Raw genomic sequence first — 15,206 nt, forward strand, 5'->3', positions numbered from 1 at the left:
TCACATGGCCCGGGATTTGCACGCCGCGATCGGAGAGCACCCGATCCGCTGCCTGATGTGCGACAACGACACGTTCCGCAAGCGGGAGGTGCTGCTGAACAGCACGGGGATGGAGCTCTTCAACATGGCGTGGGCGAACGAGTCGGCCACCGGTTTGATCTGCCGGTCGTGCGGATACGTCCACCTCTTCGTCAACCGCGACCTTAGGACGTACCGAGAGAAGCGGGAACGCTGACGCTTGTCGGCCTGCTCCAAGCGCGCTTGGAGCAGGCCGACAAGCCTGCCCGAGCGTGCCACCTCACAAAAAGGGGTAGAAACGCCGAAAGGTGCACGTTTTGTTCATCCCTTCGCGGAGTCGCGCCTGCCGGGAGAGCGCCATGGATCTATGGCTGGTCTGGTTGATCGCCGCAGGGGTGCTGGCGGTGGCGGAGATCTTCACCCTCACCGCCGCGCTCGGGATCCTCGGCGTCGCCGCGGCGGTCACCGCGGGAACCGCCGCCCTGGGGCTCTCACCGCCCTTGCAGCTCGTGGTTTTCACCGCTCTGGCCGCGACCAGCCTGTTGTTCGTGCGCCCCGTCGCCGCGCGCCATCTGCTCAAGCCGCAGACCGAGCGCTTCGGCACGGACGCGCTGGTGGGCCGCTCCGCCCGTGTCGTGTCGGAAGTGACGGGCCTGGGCGGCAGGGTCCGCATCGGTGGCGAGGAGTGGACGGCCCGCGCCTACGACGAGACGCTGGTGATACCTCCGGGGGCGACCGTCGACGTCATGGAGATCGATGGCGCCACCGCCGTCGTCTATCCCCGGGAGTGAGTCATGGACGTGCCGGGACTGCTCATAGCGGGTCTGATCCTCGCGGCGCTCGCGGTGTTCACCGTGGTGCGGGCGGTACGCATCGTGCCGCAGGCGCGGGCTCGCAACGTCGAACGCCTCGGCCGCTACCGGCGCACCCTGAGGCCGGGCCTCAACCTCGTCATCCCCTATGTCGACCGCGTCTATCCGGTGATCGACCTGAGGGAACAGGTGGTTTCGTTCCGGCCGCAGCCGGTCATCACCGAGGACAACCTGGTCGTCGAGATCGACACCGTGCTGTACTTCCAGGTCACCGATCCACGAGCGGCCGCCTATGAGATCGCCGACTTCCTGCAGGGCGTCGAACAGCTCACCGTCACCACCCTGCGCAACGTCGTCGGCTCGATGGACCTGGAGAAGACCCTGACCTCCCGTGACACCATCAACAACCAGCTCCGTGGCGTGCTCGACGAGGCGACGGGAAAGTGGGGGCTGAGGGTCAACCGCGTGGAGATCAAGGCCATCGACCCTCCGCAGTCCATCAAGGACGCCATGGAGAAGCAGATGCGCGCCGAGCGCGACAAGCGGGCGGCGATCCTGGGGGCGGAGGGGCAGCGTCAGTCGCAGATCCTCACCGCCGAGGGGGACAAGCAGGCCGCCGTGCTCCGGGCGGAAGGCAACCGCACCGCCGAGATCCTCAAGGCCGAGGGGCAGTCCCGGGCCATCGACGAGGTCTTCCAGGCCGTCCACCGCAACGACCCCGACCCCAAGCTCCTCGCCTACCAGTACATGCAGGTGCTGCCCCAGCTCGCCCAGGGCGCGGGCAGCACCTTCTGGGTGATCCCCAGCGAGGTCACCTCGGCGCTTCAAGGGGTGTCCCGCGCCTTCAACGAGGTGCTGCCCCCGTCTCCGGCCACCCGGGAGACGTCCGCGGAGGACGAGGCCGCCACCCAGGCGGCCGCCGACGCGGCGAAGGCGGCGCAAGCCGCCGCCGAGGCACTTGCCGACGCGGCCGAGGCCGATGCCGACACGTATCCCTTCACCGCCGGCCGCCAGGAGCCGCAGGCACCAGAGGGCAGGTAAGGGACGGCCGGTCAAGCTCCTGCCGTCGCCGACGCGTCCCGCCGGGTGGCAGGAGTGCCCTGTCGCGAGCTCCTGACCAGAAAGAATAGGTGCACGATGAACGGATAGGCCCGTCCGGATAACGGTCGCGTCACGGCACCTGCACCTTTCGTAGCTCACCGTGCGTGATGCGAGATGCGTCACACAGCAGGGGTGGGCTGCTGTGGTAGGAATGCGCAACTCCGCAGGTGGCACCACCCCTCGCCGTCCTGCGGGATGCCGGGCACGTACCGGCAGTACGACCGAGATGATCACGCTCCGCGTCCACGGGCGTCGATCACTCGGGTCGCCGACCGGACAACGGCGTTCGCTCAAAGACCGCACCCCCACCGGCGCTGCCTCCCGCGCGCCGGTCCTGCGCTTCCGAGGGCCCCACCGTGTCTCTCGATTCCCTCACCCAGTCCGTCGACAAGGCGGTCAGTGGCTTCTTCGAGCCGATAGCCACCTGGCTTGGCGAAGTCGTCTTCTACTCCGTGCCCGTCGGAGGTACGGAGCTTCCGCTGATCGTGGCGTGGCTCGTCGTCGCCGGTCCGGTCTTCACCGGCTGGTTCGGCTTCGTGCAGCTGCGCAAGTTCCGCCTCGCCATCGACGTGGTGCGCGGCAAGTACGACGAGAAGGGGTCGGCCGGCGAGGTCAACCACGTCCAGGCGCTGACCGCCGCCTTGTCCGGCACGGTCGGTCTCGGCAACATCGCCTGTGTTGCCGTCGCGGTGTCCATCGGCGGTCCCGGCGCCACGTTCTGGATGATCCTGTGCGGCCTGCTCGGCATGGCCACAAAGTTCGTCGAGGTCACGCTCGGCGTGAAGTACCGCGAGGTGCACGCCGACGGCACCGTCTCCGGCGGTCCCATGCACTACCTGCCCAAGGGCCTCGCCGAGCGCTTCGGCAAGAACGGCAAGACCCTCGGCAAGGTCCTCGCCGTCCTCGCCTCGTTCATGATTCTGTTCTTCGGCCTGTTCGGCGGGTCTTGGGCGCGCTGATCATCGGCTTCAAGCGTGCCGCGTTCTCCAACGAGGCCGGCCTCGGCTCGGCCCCGATCGCCCACTCCGCGGTGAAGACCAAGCACCCCGCGAGCGAGGGCCTGGTCGCCCTGCTTGAGCCCTTCATCGACACGGTCGTCATCTGCACCATGACCGCGCTGACCATCGTCATCGCGAACCCCGCCAGCTACGTCGAGCTCCGTAACGGCGGTGAGTCCATCGGCGGCGTCACCATCACCTCCGACGCCTTCGGCACGGTCATGCCCTGGTTCCCGTACATCCTCACCGTCGCGGTGATGCTGTTCGCGATCTCCACGGTGCTGACCTGGGGCTACTACTGCATGAAGGCCTGGACCCACCTCTTCGGCCGCAGCAGGGCCAGCGAGCTGACCTTCAAGGTCCTCTACACCCTCTTCGCGGTCGCGGGCTCCCTGCTCACGCTCCAGACCCTGATCGACATGGCCGACGCGGTGCTCTTCATGCTCGCCGTCATCAACATCATCGGCCTCTACCTCCTCGCCCCGGTCGTCAAGCGGGAGCTGAACACCTTCCTCGCCTTCGTGAAGAGGCGCGACGCAGGCCTCGACACGGACGAGGACACGGTCGAGGACACCGACCAGGAGCCGGTGAAGACCACCGTCTGACCGCCCCCGGCGGCCCGGCTCCCGAAGGGTCCTGCCCTCACCTCGCGCCTTGGTGAGAAGCAGGGCCCTTCAACCCGTCTCGGCAGCTGAGAGACGCCCTGGCGAGGTCCCCCGGCGCTCGATAGGGTGTAAAGAACGCGTCAATGCGATGCGCTGGTGTGCCGGGAAGTCTGGTCGGCGTCGAGGGGCCTTGTGCCCGCCCGTCAACCCATCCCGGAGGCCTTTCCCTCATGACGCAGTCACGCCCGCGCAAGGTGATTCTCGGCCTGCTGCCCTGGCCCGAACGGCAGGCCGTCGCCGAGGCCCTGCGCACCGAGACCGTCGGAGGACTGGTCCTGCTCGCCGCCGCTGTCGTCGCGCTCGCATGGGCGAACAGTCCGTGGAGCGAGGCGTACGAGCAGATACGCGACTTCCACTTCGGCATCCCCGCCCTCGGCCTGGACCTCTCGGTCGCCCACTGGACGGCCGACGGCCTGCTCGCGGTGTTCTTCCTCGTCGCCGGCATCGAGCTGAAACGCGAGTTCGTCGTCGGTGAGCTGCGCACCCCCGCCACCGCCGCCCTGCCCGTCGTCGCCGCCGTCTGCGGCATGGCCGTCCCCGCCGCCCTCTACGTACTCACCGTCGCCATCGGCGGTGGCAGTCTTGAGGGCTGGGCCGTACCCATGGCCACGGACATCGCCTTCGCGCTCGCGGTCCTCGCCGTCCTCAGCACCCACCTGCCCTCCGCGCTGCGCGCGTTCCTGCTCACCCTGGCCGTCGTCGACGACCTCGGCGCCATCCTCATCATCGCCGTCTTCTTCACCTCCGACCTCAACTTCTGGGCCCTGGGCGCGGCCTTCGCCGGACTCGCCGCCTTCTACGTCCTCCAGCGCCTCCGGGTGCGCGGCTGGTGGTGGTACGTACCCCTGGGCATCGCGGTCTGGGCGCTGATGTACAACTCCGGCGTCCACGCCACCGTCGCCGGTGTCGCCATGGGCCTCATCCTGCGCACCACCCGTGACAAGGGCGAGGCACGGTCCCCGGCGGCCCGTGTCTCCCACCTCGTGCATCCCTTCTCCGCCGGTGTCGCCGTCCCCCTCTTCGCCCTGTTCGCGGCAGGTGTCGGCATCTCGGGCGGCGCCCTCGTCCACGTCTTCACCGACCCCGAACCCCTCGGAGTCGTCATCGGCCTCGTCGCGGGCAAGATCCTCGGCATCTTCCTCGGCACCTACCTCGCCGCACGCTTCACCCGCGCCCAGCTCAACCCCGACCTCGCCTGGGCCGACGTCTTCGGACTCGCCACCCTGGCCGGGATCGGCTTCACCGTCGCCCTCCTCATCGGCGAACTCGCCTTCCCGACAGGCCCCGAAGCCGAACACGTCAAGACCGCCGTCCTCGTCGGCTCCCTCACCGCCGCCGCCCTCGCAGCCGTACTCCTGCGCCGCCGCAACCGCATCTACAAGCAGCTGTGGGAAGAGGAAGAGCGCGACGACGACGCCGACGGCATCCCCGACATCTACCAGTCCGGCGCGAGGCACGGCGGCGCGAGGTGAACGAGCAGGGCATGGCCCCGGCGTTTCTCGGCGCGGCCGTCGTGCTCGCCCTTCTGGTCATCCGCACCGCCGTGCACGAGATGAAGCAGCCGGGAAGTGCCCAGCAGGAGTGGGTGTTCCTCCAGAGCGGGCGAGCACTTTTCGTGCTCCTCATCACGGCCGCGGTGCTGGGCGCCTTGTGCTGGCATCTGTCCGGCCCGGCGCACTTGCCCTGGGCAGGTCTTGCGGCTCTCCTCGTGGCCCGCATCTGCCACAAGGAGGGCTGAGCCCGTGTTGTACGCCCCGTGGAGCGTGGCGCGTACGGGGCCGTGCCTGGTGCCGCTCACGGCTTGCCTCACGGGACGGCCGACGCGTCGTGAACCTGTCGGCGAGCCCGCGCGGCACGCAAGCTCGCGGCACGGTCGCCCCTGTGGGGGTTCCTCGGCCCCTGCGGGGCTGGCCCTGACCGGGGTGCCGGGAGGCACGGCGGTACTCCGCCGCATGTGAGGCGGGCCAAGGAAGGGTAAGACCTTCGTCATCCGCCGGGTTCTTCCCCGTAGGCGCCAAGCAGCGTTGGATGACGGTCAGATGGTGACGGCAAGCAGAAACGGGAGAGTGCCAGTGGAACGGGGCCGGAGCAGGAAGCCGTGGGCGGGCCTGGTGGCCGCTGCCGTAGTGGCCGTGGCGGCAGGGTTGGCGTGGTTCAAGCCGTGGGCCCTGTGGGTGGACGAGACGGTCCATGAGGCGCTGCCCTCCGCGGTCGCGCCGTCCACGACACCACCCGCCGGCACACCGACGACGGAATCGGGCCCTTCGGCTTCGGTGACCGCGCCGCCCGCCGGGCCGGTCACGGTCGCGCAGGGCACGTTCATCAGCCATGAACACGCGACCACCGGCACGGTGAAGGTGGTCCGTCTCGCCGACGGCACCCACACGCTCCGGCTGGAAGGACTCGACACGAGCAACGGCCCCGATCTGCGCGTCTGGTTGAGCGACGCGCCGGTCAAGGAGGGCAAGGCCGGGTGGGGAGTCTTCGACGACGGCCAGTACGTCAGCCTCGCCAAGCTCAAGGGAAACAAGGGCGACCAGAACTATCCCCTGCCCGCAGACGTCGACTGGTCGAAGTACCCGAGCGTCAGCATCTGGTGCGACCGTTTCGACGTCTCCTTCGGAGCCGCCGCCCTCGCCCGCGTCTGACCGGCCGGAATCCCCGGGAGCCGACCCGCGGCGCGATGCGCCCCGGGGGCTCCCTCACACTTACGCCGCGGTGAGCGCGTGGTCGGAGAATCGCCTATCTCGACCCCACCGCCGGGCTCACCAGGACCTAGGGGCGTCTTGCCGATCATGATCGTTCTCACTGATAACCGCTGTCGATATTCCCCGAGGCCGGATGACACGTCGAGTCGCAACCTGGCTGGAAGCGGGCGGGCCCACTGGCCGATCGAGGGGAGACTTGACCAGGGCCATGCTCCTGCCGAAGCAGTGCCAGCTGGGGAGAATCTGGGGAGAACCAAGCCGCCTTGGGGAGCGTCCGGGGAGAATCGACCGCGTAAGACGGTGTCATCGTGAAAGCTCCGGAAAGAAGCAAAGTCGCAGTTCAGCACTCCTTAGACGTCTATCTGTGCAGGTCAGCACCCCGAGGGCGAGGACTTCTTGAAGATCTTCTCGTGGGCGGCGATTCTCTTTGCTCCCACACTGGTGGGAACTATTTATGGCATGAACTTCGACTCCATGCCGGAGCCACGCTGGGGCCTCGGGTACCCCTTCGCCATCGGCTTGATGGGGATGGTATGCGGCAGTTTGTGCGTAATTTTCAAGCGGAGAGGCTGGCTGTAGCGAGCACCTGCCTCAAACACGCGCCGCGCACTGTTTGCGCATGCATCGTCGCGCAAACCGCCCATAGGGGGCGCTGGGGAGAAGTGATGCGGGCGATCTCCTCATCCTCCTCCCGGCAGGCCTCTGACCAGCGCTTTTTGGTGCTGCACGAGCATTGGGGAGGGTCTGGGGAGAAACGACTGGCATCACGGGTCTGGCAGCCGCACGTCGGAGCCACGCGGGTTACCAATCGGCGGCGTCTACGACAGACAGACAGACAGCGCCGACGCCCATCACGGACAGTGAGATCAGTGCAAGGCTGGGTCGGGGCGTCCGGCCCTCGCAGGCGCCAGGGCACAACCCCGCCGCAGCCTCGCTCAGCCGGTCCGCGTCACGAGCCAGCCGTCCACTGTGGGGGACATCGCCACGCTCACCGTCGGCCACATCCCTGAACGACTAGTCGGCGGATTCAGGGCCCCGGTAGGGGGTGTCACTGAGGACCCGGCCTGCCGCGACCTCCGCCTTGGCGAGGGTGAGCTGGAGCCAGGCGATGTACGCGGCGGTGTTGCTGTAGCCGAATTCGTGGGCCGAGAGCTGGATGGTGCGCGCCCACTCCGGGTCGATCTCGGGGACGGGGTCCAGTTCGACGGTGGTGAAGTCCATCCAGCCGGGTTCGCGCACTTGGGCGATTCGGTGGTCGAGTTCGGTGCGGAGGATCTGGACGGTGACGTCGGGGCCTAGCTGTCCGGCGAAGAGGAACCGGAGTCTGAAGTCGGGGTCCATGGGGCGTGGGGAGGGTTCGTACGGAGAACGGGCCCACGCCAGGAGTTCGTCGCGGCCTGCGTCGGTGAGCCGGTAGACCTTGGCGTCGGGTTTGCCGTCGCGGGGGTCGACCGCGAACTCCGCCCAGCCGTTGGCGACGAGGCGGGGCAGGACCCGGTAGATCTGGGGCAGTTGCACGCCGTAGCCGATGTACTTGCCCGGGCCGTCCATCCACTTGCGCATGTCGTAGCCCGAGAGCGGGCGCAGGGCCAGCAGGCCGAGAATGACGTGTTCCAGACGCATGGCGGGTCCTCAACAGAGCGGGGTCGGTACGGATTGCTTCAGGGGCAGGTTGGGGGGCGGCTCACCGTAGTGCATCCGCCGGGGCGGGCCGCTTGTCCTCGGTGAGGTCGCGGGCGATCCGGAAGCCGCAGTTGCCGGCGGAGGACTCGGGGGTGTTGGCGGAGCGGGCGGCGAGCCGGTAGCGGTTGCAGTAGCTGTCGTGGCAGAGGTAGGAGCCGCCACGGGTGACGCGGGCGGTGCCGGTGCGCGGGCCGAGCGGGTTGTGCCGGGGCGAGCGGCGGTAGTACGCCGGGGAGAACCAGTCGGCGCACCATTCCCAGACGTTGCCGGAGGTCTCGTACAGGCCGTGGTCGTTGGGCGGGTAGGAGCGTACGGGCGCGGTGGTGAGGTGGCCGTCGCTCAGGGTGTTGTGGGTGGGGAAGGTGCCGTGCCAGATGTTGCACCGGTCCTCGCCGTCGGGGGTGAGGGTGTCGCCCCAGGGGTAGCGGCGGCCTGGGTGCCCGCCCCTGGCCGCGTACTCCCATTCGGCCTCGGTGGGCAGGCGGGCGCCGGCCCAGTGGCAGTAGGCGACGGCATCGTCCCAGGACACGTGTACGACGGGGTGGTCCGGAGCCTCCTCCCAGTGGGAGAGGGAGCCGACGGGGTGTGCCCAGTCGGCGCCGGCGACGTCGAGCCACCAGGGGGTACGGGGAGCTTGCCCTCTGACGTCCCGGGCGCGGGCGCGCAGTGCGAGGTGGAAGACGGCGGACGAGCCATAGCGCTCGGCGTCCGTGCGGTGGCCGGTGGCGGCGGCGAAGGCGGCGAACTGGGCGTTGGTGACGGTGGTGGTGGCGATGGCGAAGGGGGCTAGTTCCACCCGGTGCACCGGCTGCTCTCCGTCCGACGGGTAGCCCTCACCGAAGCTGTCACCCATCAGGAACTCTCCGCTGGGCAGGTGCACGAACTCTGGTTCGTCCCGCCCGTCCGGCCGTCTCTCCGGCGGCGCGGCAAGCGGGGTCGGTACGGACGGCACCGGCAGCAACATCGTGTTCTCGCGAGCGGCCGTGCGGCCCGGGGTGCAACAGCTGTCCACGGCGGACTTCTCCTCGCTCGTCGGTTGTGACTCCAAGACAGCTTCATATGTACGTCAGAACTCATGCCCCGGCAAGCGTCGAGCGTCGGCACCCTCTTCCCCAGGGGACACGATCAGCGGAGTGATGCGGGAGTATTGCGAATCTGAGAACTAGGGTGCGACATCTTGACACCGTCGGCAACAGCCCTGAAACCTGAGGCCTATAGCTGCTGACGCACATATGCCCTGAGCGTTCATCGAATGCCGACCGCCTGCGGCCCCCGTCTGTCCCCCGGAGTTCCCCTTGCGCATCATCTATGTGGACGTCGACACCCTGCGGGCCGACCACACCACCCCGTACGGCTACCACCGGCCCACCACGCCCCACCTCCAGAAGCTCGCCGACAAGTCGGTGGTCTTCGACCGCTACTACTGCTCCGACTCGCCTTGCCTGCCGTCCCGGACCGCTCTGACCAGCGGACAGTTCGGGATCACGAACGGCGTGATCGGCCACTACGGCGCCGACGCCCAGTTCCGGCTCGACTCCGGCCACGGCCCCGAGCCCGACCGGCCGCTCCTCGGCCAGCGCCTCCAGCTCGACGGCTACTACACCGCGGCCGTCTCCGTCTTCGCCGAGCGCCACCGCGCGTACTGGTTCCACGGCAACTTCCGCGAGTCCGTGCGCGCCACCGGCAACTGGGGCGACGAGGACGCCGCCGACGTCAACCGCGCCGCCCTCGACTGGATCCGCAGGCACGCCGAGGACGACGACTGGTACCTCCACCTCACCTACTGGGACCCGCACACCGACTACACCCAGCCCGCCGAGTGGACCGACCGCATGGCGGCCTCCGCCCCCGTACAGTCCTGGCCCGACGAGGAAACGATCCAGGAACACGCCGAGATCTACGGGCCGCGCAGCGCCCTGGACCTGCACTACTCGCTCACCGGAGGCGGCGGCACCTCGCCTGTGCCGCACAACATGCCCGACGCGATCCGCTCCCGCGCCGACTTCGAGCATCTGATCAACGGCTTCGACGGGGCCATCGCCTACTGGGACCACCACTTCGGCCGACTCCTGGCCACCTTGGAGGAGCTGGGCATCGCGGACGAGACGGCGATCGTCGTCAGCGCCGACCACGGCGAGGCGTTCGGCGAGCACGGCATGTACGCGGAACACGGACTGGCCACGGAGTCCGTCCAGCGGATCCCCCTCGTCGTGTACTGGCCCGGGGTCACCGACACCCTTCCGGCCGAGGCCCGGCGCAACGACGACCTCCTGTACAACATCGACCTGGCACCCACCCTGTGCGACCTGCTCGGCCTGGACGTGCCCGAGGGCTGGCAGGGCGCCTCCTTCGCGGACGCGGTACGCGGCGAGGAGACCGACTCCCGCCCGTACCTGGTCCTCGGCCACGGCGCGCACACCTACCAGCGTGCCGTCCGCACCCGCGACCATCTCTACATCCGCACCTATCACCCCGGGTGCTTCAGGACGCCCTGGGAACAGCTGTACGACGTCACCCGCGACCCGTACCTGACACGCGACCTCCTGGACGAGGAACCCGCTCTCGCCGGGACGATGCGTTCCCACCTGGCCGAGTGGTGGCACGAGCACGCCGGCCGTCCCGGCTGTCTGCCCGACCCCATGCTGAGCAATCTCCAGGCCGGGCCTGTCTACTACGCCGATCCCACCCGGTACGCCCGGCACCTGCGCGACACCGGCCGGTCCCACCTGGCCGAGGACCTGGAACAACGACTGGCCGTACCCCGTGGCTCGGTGCCGGTCCCCTGGCACGCACCGGCACCGCCGCGTTCCGCGGAGCTCTTCGGGCGGTGGATGGAGATCTTCCAGGAACGCGCCACCAAGAAGGCGACAGAAGGGAAGTCCGTCCGATGAGGGCGATCATGGTGATGTTCGACAGTCTCAACCGGCGCATGCTGCCGCCGTACGGCGGAGACTGGACGCACGCCCCGAACTTCGCGCGGCTCGCCGAGCGCACGGTGACCTTCGACAAGGCGTACGCGGGGTCGATGCCGTGCATGCCGGCCCGCCGCGAACTGCACACGGGGCGCTACAACTTCCTGCACCGCAGCTGGGGACCGCTTGAGCCCTTCGACGACTCGATGCCCGAACTGCTCAAGCAGAACGGCGTGTACACCCATCTGGCCAGCGACCACCCGCACTACTGGGAGGACGGCGGCGCCACCTACCACGGCCGGTACAACTCCTGGGAGTTCTTCCGCGGGCAGGAGGGTGACCCGTGGAAGGGGCAGGTGGCCGATCCGGAGATGCCCGAGGACCTGAAGCGGATGCGTTCGGCCGTCTACCGGCAGGACTGGGTGAACCGGCCGCACATGGCGACCGAGGACCGGCATCCGCAGACCCTCACCTTCGACGCCGGCCTGGAGTTCATCCACACCAACAAGGACGCGGACCGCTGGTTCGTCCAGATCGAGACCTTCGACCCGCACGAGCCGTTCTTCTCCCACCAGCGGTACAAGGACCTCTATCCGCACGCGTACGACGGGCCGCACTTCGACTGGCCCGACTACAAGCAGGTGGTGGAGACGGACGAGCAGGTCGCCCACGCAGGTTACGAGTACGCCGCTCTGCTCTCCATGTGCGACCGCTCGCTGGGACGGGTCCTGGACGCCATGGACGAATACGGGCTGTGGGACGACACGCTTCTGATCGTCAACACCGACCACGGGCTGCTGCTCGGCGAGAAGGGCTGGTGGGGCAAATCCGTCCAGCCCTGGTACAACGAGCTGGTCCATCTGCCGCTCTTCGTCTGGGACCCGCGCGCCGGCGGCGCGGGCGAGCGGCGCGACACCCTGGTGCAGACCATCGACCTCGCCCCCACGCTCCTGGAGTACTTCGGCGTCGAGCGCCCGGCCGACATGCAAGGCGCACCACTGCCCGTCGCCGCCTCGGACGCCCCCGTGCGCGAGGCCGGCCTCTTCGGCATCCACGGCGGTCACGTGAACATCACCGACGGCCGGTACGTCTACATGCGCGCGCCCTCCTCCCCCGGCAACACCCCTTTGGAAGAGCACACGTTGATGCCGACGCACATGCGCGGGCGCTTCACCCCTGCCGAACTCGCCGACGTGGAGCTGGCAGAGCCGTTCGGCTTCACCAAGGGCCTCCGCACCCTGCGCACGGCCGGCCGTACCTTCGTCAATCCGTACCACCACGGCAGCCTGCTCTTCGACCTGGAGAACGACCCCGAGCAGCTGGAGCCGCTCGTCGACGACGAGGCGGAGCTGCGGCTCGCGACGCTGCTGGTGGAGCTGATGCGAGGTACGGAGGCTCCGCCGAGTCAGTACGAACGCCTGGGACTGCCGGCCGAAGGTCCGGTGACCGAAGCTCATCTCCTCGTCCAGGCTCAGCGCGACCAGGCCCGGCGGGCCGCGCTGCCGCTGCCGCGCGCCGAGGACTACCCGGAGGGGCGGCTCTCGCTGCGGACACCGGTCATGACGCTGATCGGCGATCCGGTGGCGTTGGAGGTGCTCAAGCGGCACCTGCCGGGGATCGCCGATTCGGAACTCCTGCAGTTCCTGGGGCCGACCCCGCTCATCGACATCGCCGCGATGTCGGGCGGAATGATCCCGCCCGATCGGCTGCGCCTGGTCGCCGAGGAACTCGCGAAACTCTGAGGCCCGGTCGTCAGACCACAGATGAACGCCGGTGACGGGGCGGCTACCCCGTCACCGGCCTGCCTTTCCTCTCCCGCCCATCCAGCGAAGAACGAGACGAAGAAGAGGTGGCGTCTTGCCTGATCTTACCGAGGCACCCGTCGACACGACGAAGGAGAGAAAGGCGGGCCCCGTCAAGGGCCGCTGGCGCCAACTGTCCCTTCTCGGCGGCACCATGCTCGTCGAGAACACCGAGGCGAGTCTGATCAGCGGGCTCTTCCCGGTGATCCGTCACTCGCTCGGCGTCTCGCTCGGCGCGCTGGGCGTCCTGACCGCCGCGGGCCGGATCGTCGGCGTGTTCGCCGGACCGTTCTGGGTGTGGGTCTCCCAGCGCTGGTCCCGCAAGGGCGTCCTCGTCCTGGCCACCGGATTCTGGGGAGTGTGGGGCATAGCCGCCGGCTTCGCCCAGAACTTCACCCAGCTCCTCATCCTGATGACCATCCTCGCCGCCGGGTATGCCGCCTCCCAGCCCCTCAGCACGGAAATCCTGGGTGACCTCTTCGAGAGCGAGTCCAGGGGCCGCGCCGTCGGCATGCTGTACGGCGCCATCAACCTCGCCGCCTCCCTCTTCGCGACCCTCAAGGGTCAGCTCGCCGGTTTCGACGACGGCTGGCGCTGGGGCCTGTGGAGCATCGGCGCCCTCAACGTCGCCTTCGGCGTCGCCCTGTTGATCTGGATGCGCGACCCGGGCAGAGGCGCGTCCGAGCACCAGCTCGCCGGCCTCGACCGACAGACCCGCGAGGCCCACGCCAAGGTCACCATGAAGCAGGTGACCGCACTCTTCCGGATCCGAAGCCTGGTGATCCTGCTCGTCTCCCGACTCCTGTCCGGACATCTCCTCGCCGCGGCCTTCGGCGTGATCTTCCTGGTGGACGTCTACGGATTCAGCACCCAGGTCGCCTCCGTCATCCTCTTCCCCATGGGCATCGGCTTCTTCGCCGGCACCCTGCTCGGCGGCTTCCTCACCGACTGGACCGTCCGCCGCAACCTGCGCAACGGGCCCGTGGCCATCCTCCAGACCGCCCAGTTCGCCTTCGCGGTCATCGCCTACTTCGGCACCCAGATCGACTGGGGCGGAATCGGTCTGTTCGCCGTCTTCTTCGCCCTCATGGGCCTCACCCAGGGCGTCAACCCGGTGGTCAACCGGCCCATGATCATGGCCGTGACCCTTCCCGAGCTCCGCGGCGCGGCCTTCGCCATCTACCTCAGCCTCTTCGAGGCCGTCGCCATCGCCGCGTTCAGCCTCGGAGCCGGCTTCCTCGGCGACGCCTTCGGACTGCGCTCGGTGTTCCTGTGGGTCCTCGTCGGCCTCATGGCCGTCAACGGTGCCTTCCTCACCCTGCTCTACCGCACCTATGCCGCCGACGTAGCCCGCGTCCAGCAGGCCCTCGAGAGCCGGCGACGGGCGGCTCTGGCCGGATAGTTCAACCTGGCCGGCCTCGACTGCCGAGTACACGCCCGATCCGACGCTTCAGGAAGGATCGGACCAGATGTCCATGGGGACGGTGCTCACGCTGCGGCCAGCCGGGTCGAGGATGCGGCCCATGCGCTTGACGAAGCGCAGCGAGACGGCTTGGTCGAGCACTTTCAACTGGGGCAGTGCGCTGGTGAGGCGGGCTTCGAGGCCGCGGATGTCGGGGAGGGAGCGGAGCCAGACGCTGATGAGGAGGTTCGCGGTGCCCCCGGCGAGGCCGATGCACGCCCGGATCTCGGGGACGGCGGCCAGGAGTCTGTTCAGGGCGTCGCGGTCCTCGATCTCGGCCTGGGCCCAGATCGAGGTGGAGATCGGCCAGCCGCACAGGGGTTGAGCTACTTCGCAGCGCAGCTCCAGGTCCTCGTTGGCGACGAGGAGGCCGAGACGCTTGCGCACGGTGGTGATCCCGACGCCCAGCTCCTCCGCGAGGTCCGTGAGCGACGTACGTCCGTCGGCCCCGAGGCGCACGACGAGGAGCCGGTCCCTCGTGGTGAGGGTCTGGGGCGTCGACGGCGACCGGGTCGGCCGCTCGGCGGTGATGTGCGCCCGCTGACGGGGGTCGAGGGCACGCAAGCGCCAGTCGGTGGCGTGCGTGAAGACATGCGTGCCGAGCTGGGTGCGGGTGGCGCTGATTCCCGGGAGTGCTCCGAGGCGTTCGAGCAGGTATCCGGAGAGCGCGGGAAGCGTGGGCGTCGACACGGTGAGCAGCAGGTCCCGGCCGCCGCTGGTGTGCTCCACGGTCAGGACGTGCGGCCACTGCGCGAGGGTGTTGGCGACTTCGAGGGCACGGCCGGCCTGACAGTCCACTTCGACGAAGGCCAGGCAGCCCTGGGAGATCTGAGCGCGCCCGGGCTGTGCCGTGGTCCACGCGACGCCCGTCTCGGTCAGCCGGGACCAGCGCCGGGCCACGGTGACGGGGTCGAGGTCGAGTGCCCGTCCGATGCGCGACCAGGGGGCTCGGGGGTCGATCTGCAGGGTGTTGACCAGGCTGAGGTCGAGCTCGTCCAGGTGTGCAGATTCCTGCAAACGATCAGACATGGAAGAAAGATCCTGC

General features: G+C 68.8%; 12 protein-coding genes and 2 pseudogenes. 11 read left to right on the forward strand and 3 right to left on the reverse strand.

All coding sequences use genetic code 11. The annotated features are described in order from the left end of the window. Positions 1-4 precede the first annotated feature (4 nt). The 8 genes and pseudogenes from SGA01_RS18365 to SGA01_RS18400 all read left to right on the forward strand — a co-directional run. Positions 5-235: a hypothetical protein gene (locus tag SGA01_RS18365; protein ID WP_141297566.1), complete on the forward strand. Its 231-nt coding sequence runs from the start codon at positions 5-7 to the stop codon at positions 233-235. A 142-nt stretch (positions 236-377) separates the two neighbouring features. Further along, positions 378-809 (forward strand): NfeD family protein, encoded by a 432-nt coding sequence (locus SGA01_RS18370; RefSeq protein ID WP_141297567.1) that lies wholly within the window; start codon positions 378-380, stop codon positions 807-809. Positions 810-812: 3 nt separating this feature from the next. After that, a complete protein-coding gene (locus SGA01_RS18375) occupies positions 813-1,871 on the forward strand; it encodes an SPFH domain-containing protein (RefSeq protein ID WP_141297568.1) in 1,059 nt (352 codons plus the stop codon). A gap of 416 nt (positions 1,872-2,287) precedes the next feature. Continuing rightward, positions 2,288-3,534 (forward strand): annotated as a pseudogene (locus SGA01_RS18380) (alanine/glycine:cation symporter family protein). 230 nt (positions 3,535-3,764) lie between these two features. Further along, the gene (nhaA, locus tag SGA01_RS18385) at positions 3,765-5,066 is read left to right on the forward strand and encodes a Na+/H+ antiporter NhaA (RefSeq protein WP_141297569.1); all 1,302 of its coding nucleotides are present in this window, start codon (positions 3,765-3,767) and stop codon (positions 5,064-5,066) included. After that, positions 5,063-5,332 (forward strand): hypothetical protein, encoded by a 270-nt coding sequence (locus SGA01_RS18390; protein WP_141297570.1) that lies wholly within the window; start codon positions 5,063-5,065, stop codon positions 5,330-5,332. Before nhaA ends, SGA01_RS18390 begins: the two co-directional genes overlap by 4 nt. 334 nt (positions 5,333-5,666) lie before the next feature. Next, positions 5,667-6,242, forward strand: a complete 576-nt coding sequence (locus tag SGA01_RS18395; RefSeq protein WP_371866061.1) for a DM13 domain-containing protein — start codon at positions 5,667-5,669, stop codon at positions 6,240-6,242. Between the two features lie 453 nt (positions 6,243-6,695). Continuing rightward, positions 6,696-6,881: pseudogene (locus SGA01_RS18400) on the forward strand (CorA family divalent cation transporter); the annotation flags it as partial. A 435-nt stretch (positions 6,882-7,316) separates the two neighbouring features. Here the strand turns inward: SGA01_RS18400 and SGA01_RS18405 are convergent. Further along, positions 7,317-7,925, reverse strand: coding sequence for a PadR family transcriptional regulator (locus SGA01_RS18405; RefSeq protein WP_141297572.1), 609 nt, complete (start codon positions 7,923-7,925; stop codon positions 7,317-7,319). A 61-nt stretch (positions 7,926-7,986) separates the two neighbouring features. Then, complete coding sequence (locus tag SGA01_RS18410; protein WP_141297666.1) at positions 7,987-8,949, reverse strand: formylglycine-generating enzyme family protein; 963 nt, start codon at positions 8,947-8,949, stop codon at positions 7,987-7,989. A gap of 331 nt (positions 8,950-9,280) precedes the next feature. On the opposite strand from SGA01_RS18410, the gene SGA01_RS18415 reads away from it, so the two are divergent. The 3 genes from SGA01_RS18415 to SGA01_RS18425 all read left to right on the forward strand — a co-directional run bounded on the left by SGA01_RS18415 (position 9,281) and on the right by SGA01_RS18425 (position 14,101). Continuing rightward, positions 9,281-10,876, forward strand: coding sequence for a sulfatase family protein (locus SGA01_RS18415; protein ID WP_141297573.1), 1,596 nt, complete (start codon positions 9,281-9,283; stop codon positions 10,874-10,876). Beyond that, positions 10,873-12,639, forward strand: a complete 1,767-nt coding sequence (locus tag SGA01_RS18420) for a sulfatase (protein ID WP_141297574.1) — start codon at positions 10,873-10,875, stop codon at positions 12,637-12,639. Before SGA01_RS18415 ends, SGA01_RS18420 begins: the two co-directional genes overlap by 4 nt. 115 nt (positions 12,640-12,754) lie before the next feature. Beyond that, positions 12,755-14,101, forward strand: a complete 1,347-nt coding sequence (locus SGA01_RS18425; protein WP_141297575.1) for an MFS transporter — start codon at positions 12,755-12,757, stop codon at positions 14,099-14,101. A gap of 48 nt (positions 14,102-14,149) precedes the next feature. Here SGA01_RS18425 and SGA01_RS18430 read toward each other — a convergent pair whose 3' ends face one another. After that, on the reverse strand, positions 14,150-15,190 hold the full coding sequence (locus SGA01_RS18430) for an Lrp/AsnC family transcriptional regulator (protein ID WP_141297576.1): 1,041 nt from the start codon (positions 15,188-15,190) through the stop codon (positions 14,150-14,152). Positions 15,191-15,206: the final 16 nt, after the last annotated feature.

The organism is Streptomyces gardneri, assembly GCF_006539185.1.
In the GTDB taxonomy this organism is placed as follows: Bacteria; Actinomycetota; Actinomycetes; order Streptomycetales; family Streptomycetaceae; genus Streptomyces; species Streptomyces gardneri.

Coding starts and splice junctions, on each gene's coding strand:
- SGA01_RS18365 (WP_141297566.1), top strand. CDS start 5: ATGGCCCGGGATTTGCACGCCGCGATCGGAGAGCACCCGATCCGCTGC.
- SGA01_RS18370 (WP_141297567.1), top strand. CDS start 378: ATGGATCTATGGCTGGTCTGGTTGATCGCCGCAGGGGTGCTGGCGGTG.
- nhaA (WP_141297569.1), top strand. CDS start 3,765: ATGACGCAGTCACGCCCGCGCAAGGTGATTCTCGGCCTGCTGCCCTGG.
- SGA01_RS18410 (WP_141297666.1), bottom strand. CDS start 8,949: ATGTTGCTGCCGGTGCCGTCCGTACCGACCCCGCTTGCCGCGCCGCCG.
- SGA01_RS18375 (WP_141297568.1), top strand. CDS start 813: ATGGACGTGCCGGGACTGCTCATAGCGGGTCTGATCCTCGCGGCGCTC.
- SGA01_RS18420 (WP_141297574.1), top strand. CDS start 10,873: ATGAGGGCGATCATGGTGATGTTCGACAGTCTCAACCGGCGCATGCTG.
- SGA01_RS18405 (WP_141297572.1), bottom strand. CDS start 7,925: ATGCGTCTGGAACACGTCATTCTCGGCCTGCTGGCCCTGCGCCCGCTC.
- SGA01_RS18430 (WP_141297576.1), bottom strand. CDS start 15,190: ATGTCTGATCGTTTGCAGGAATCTGCACACCTGGACGAGCTCGACCTC.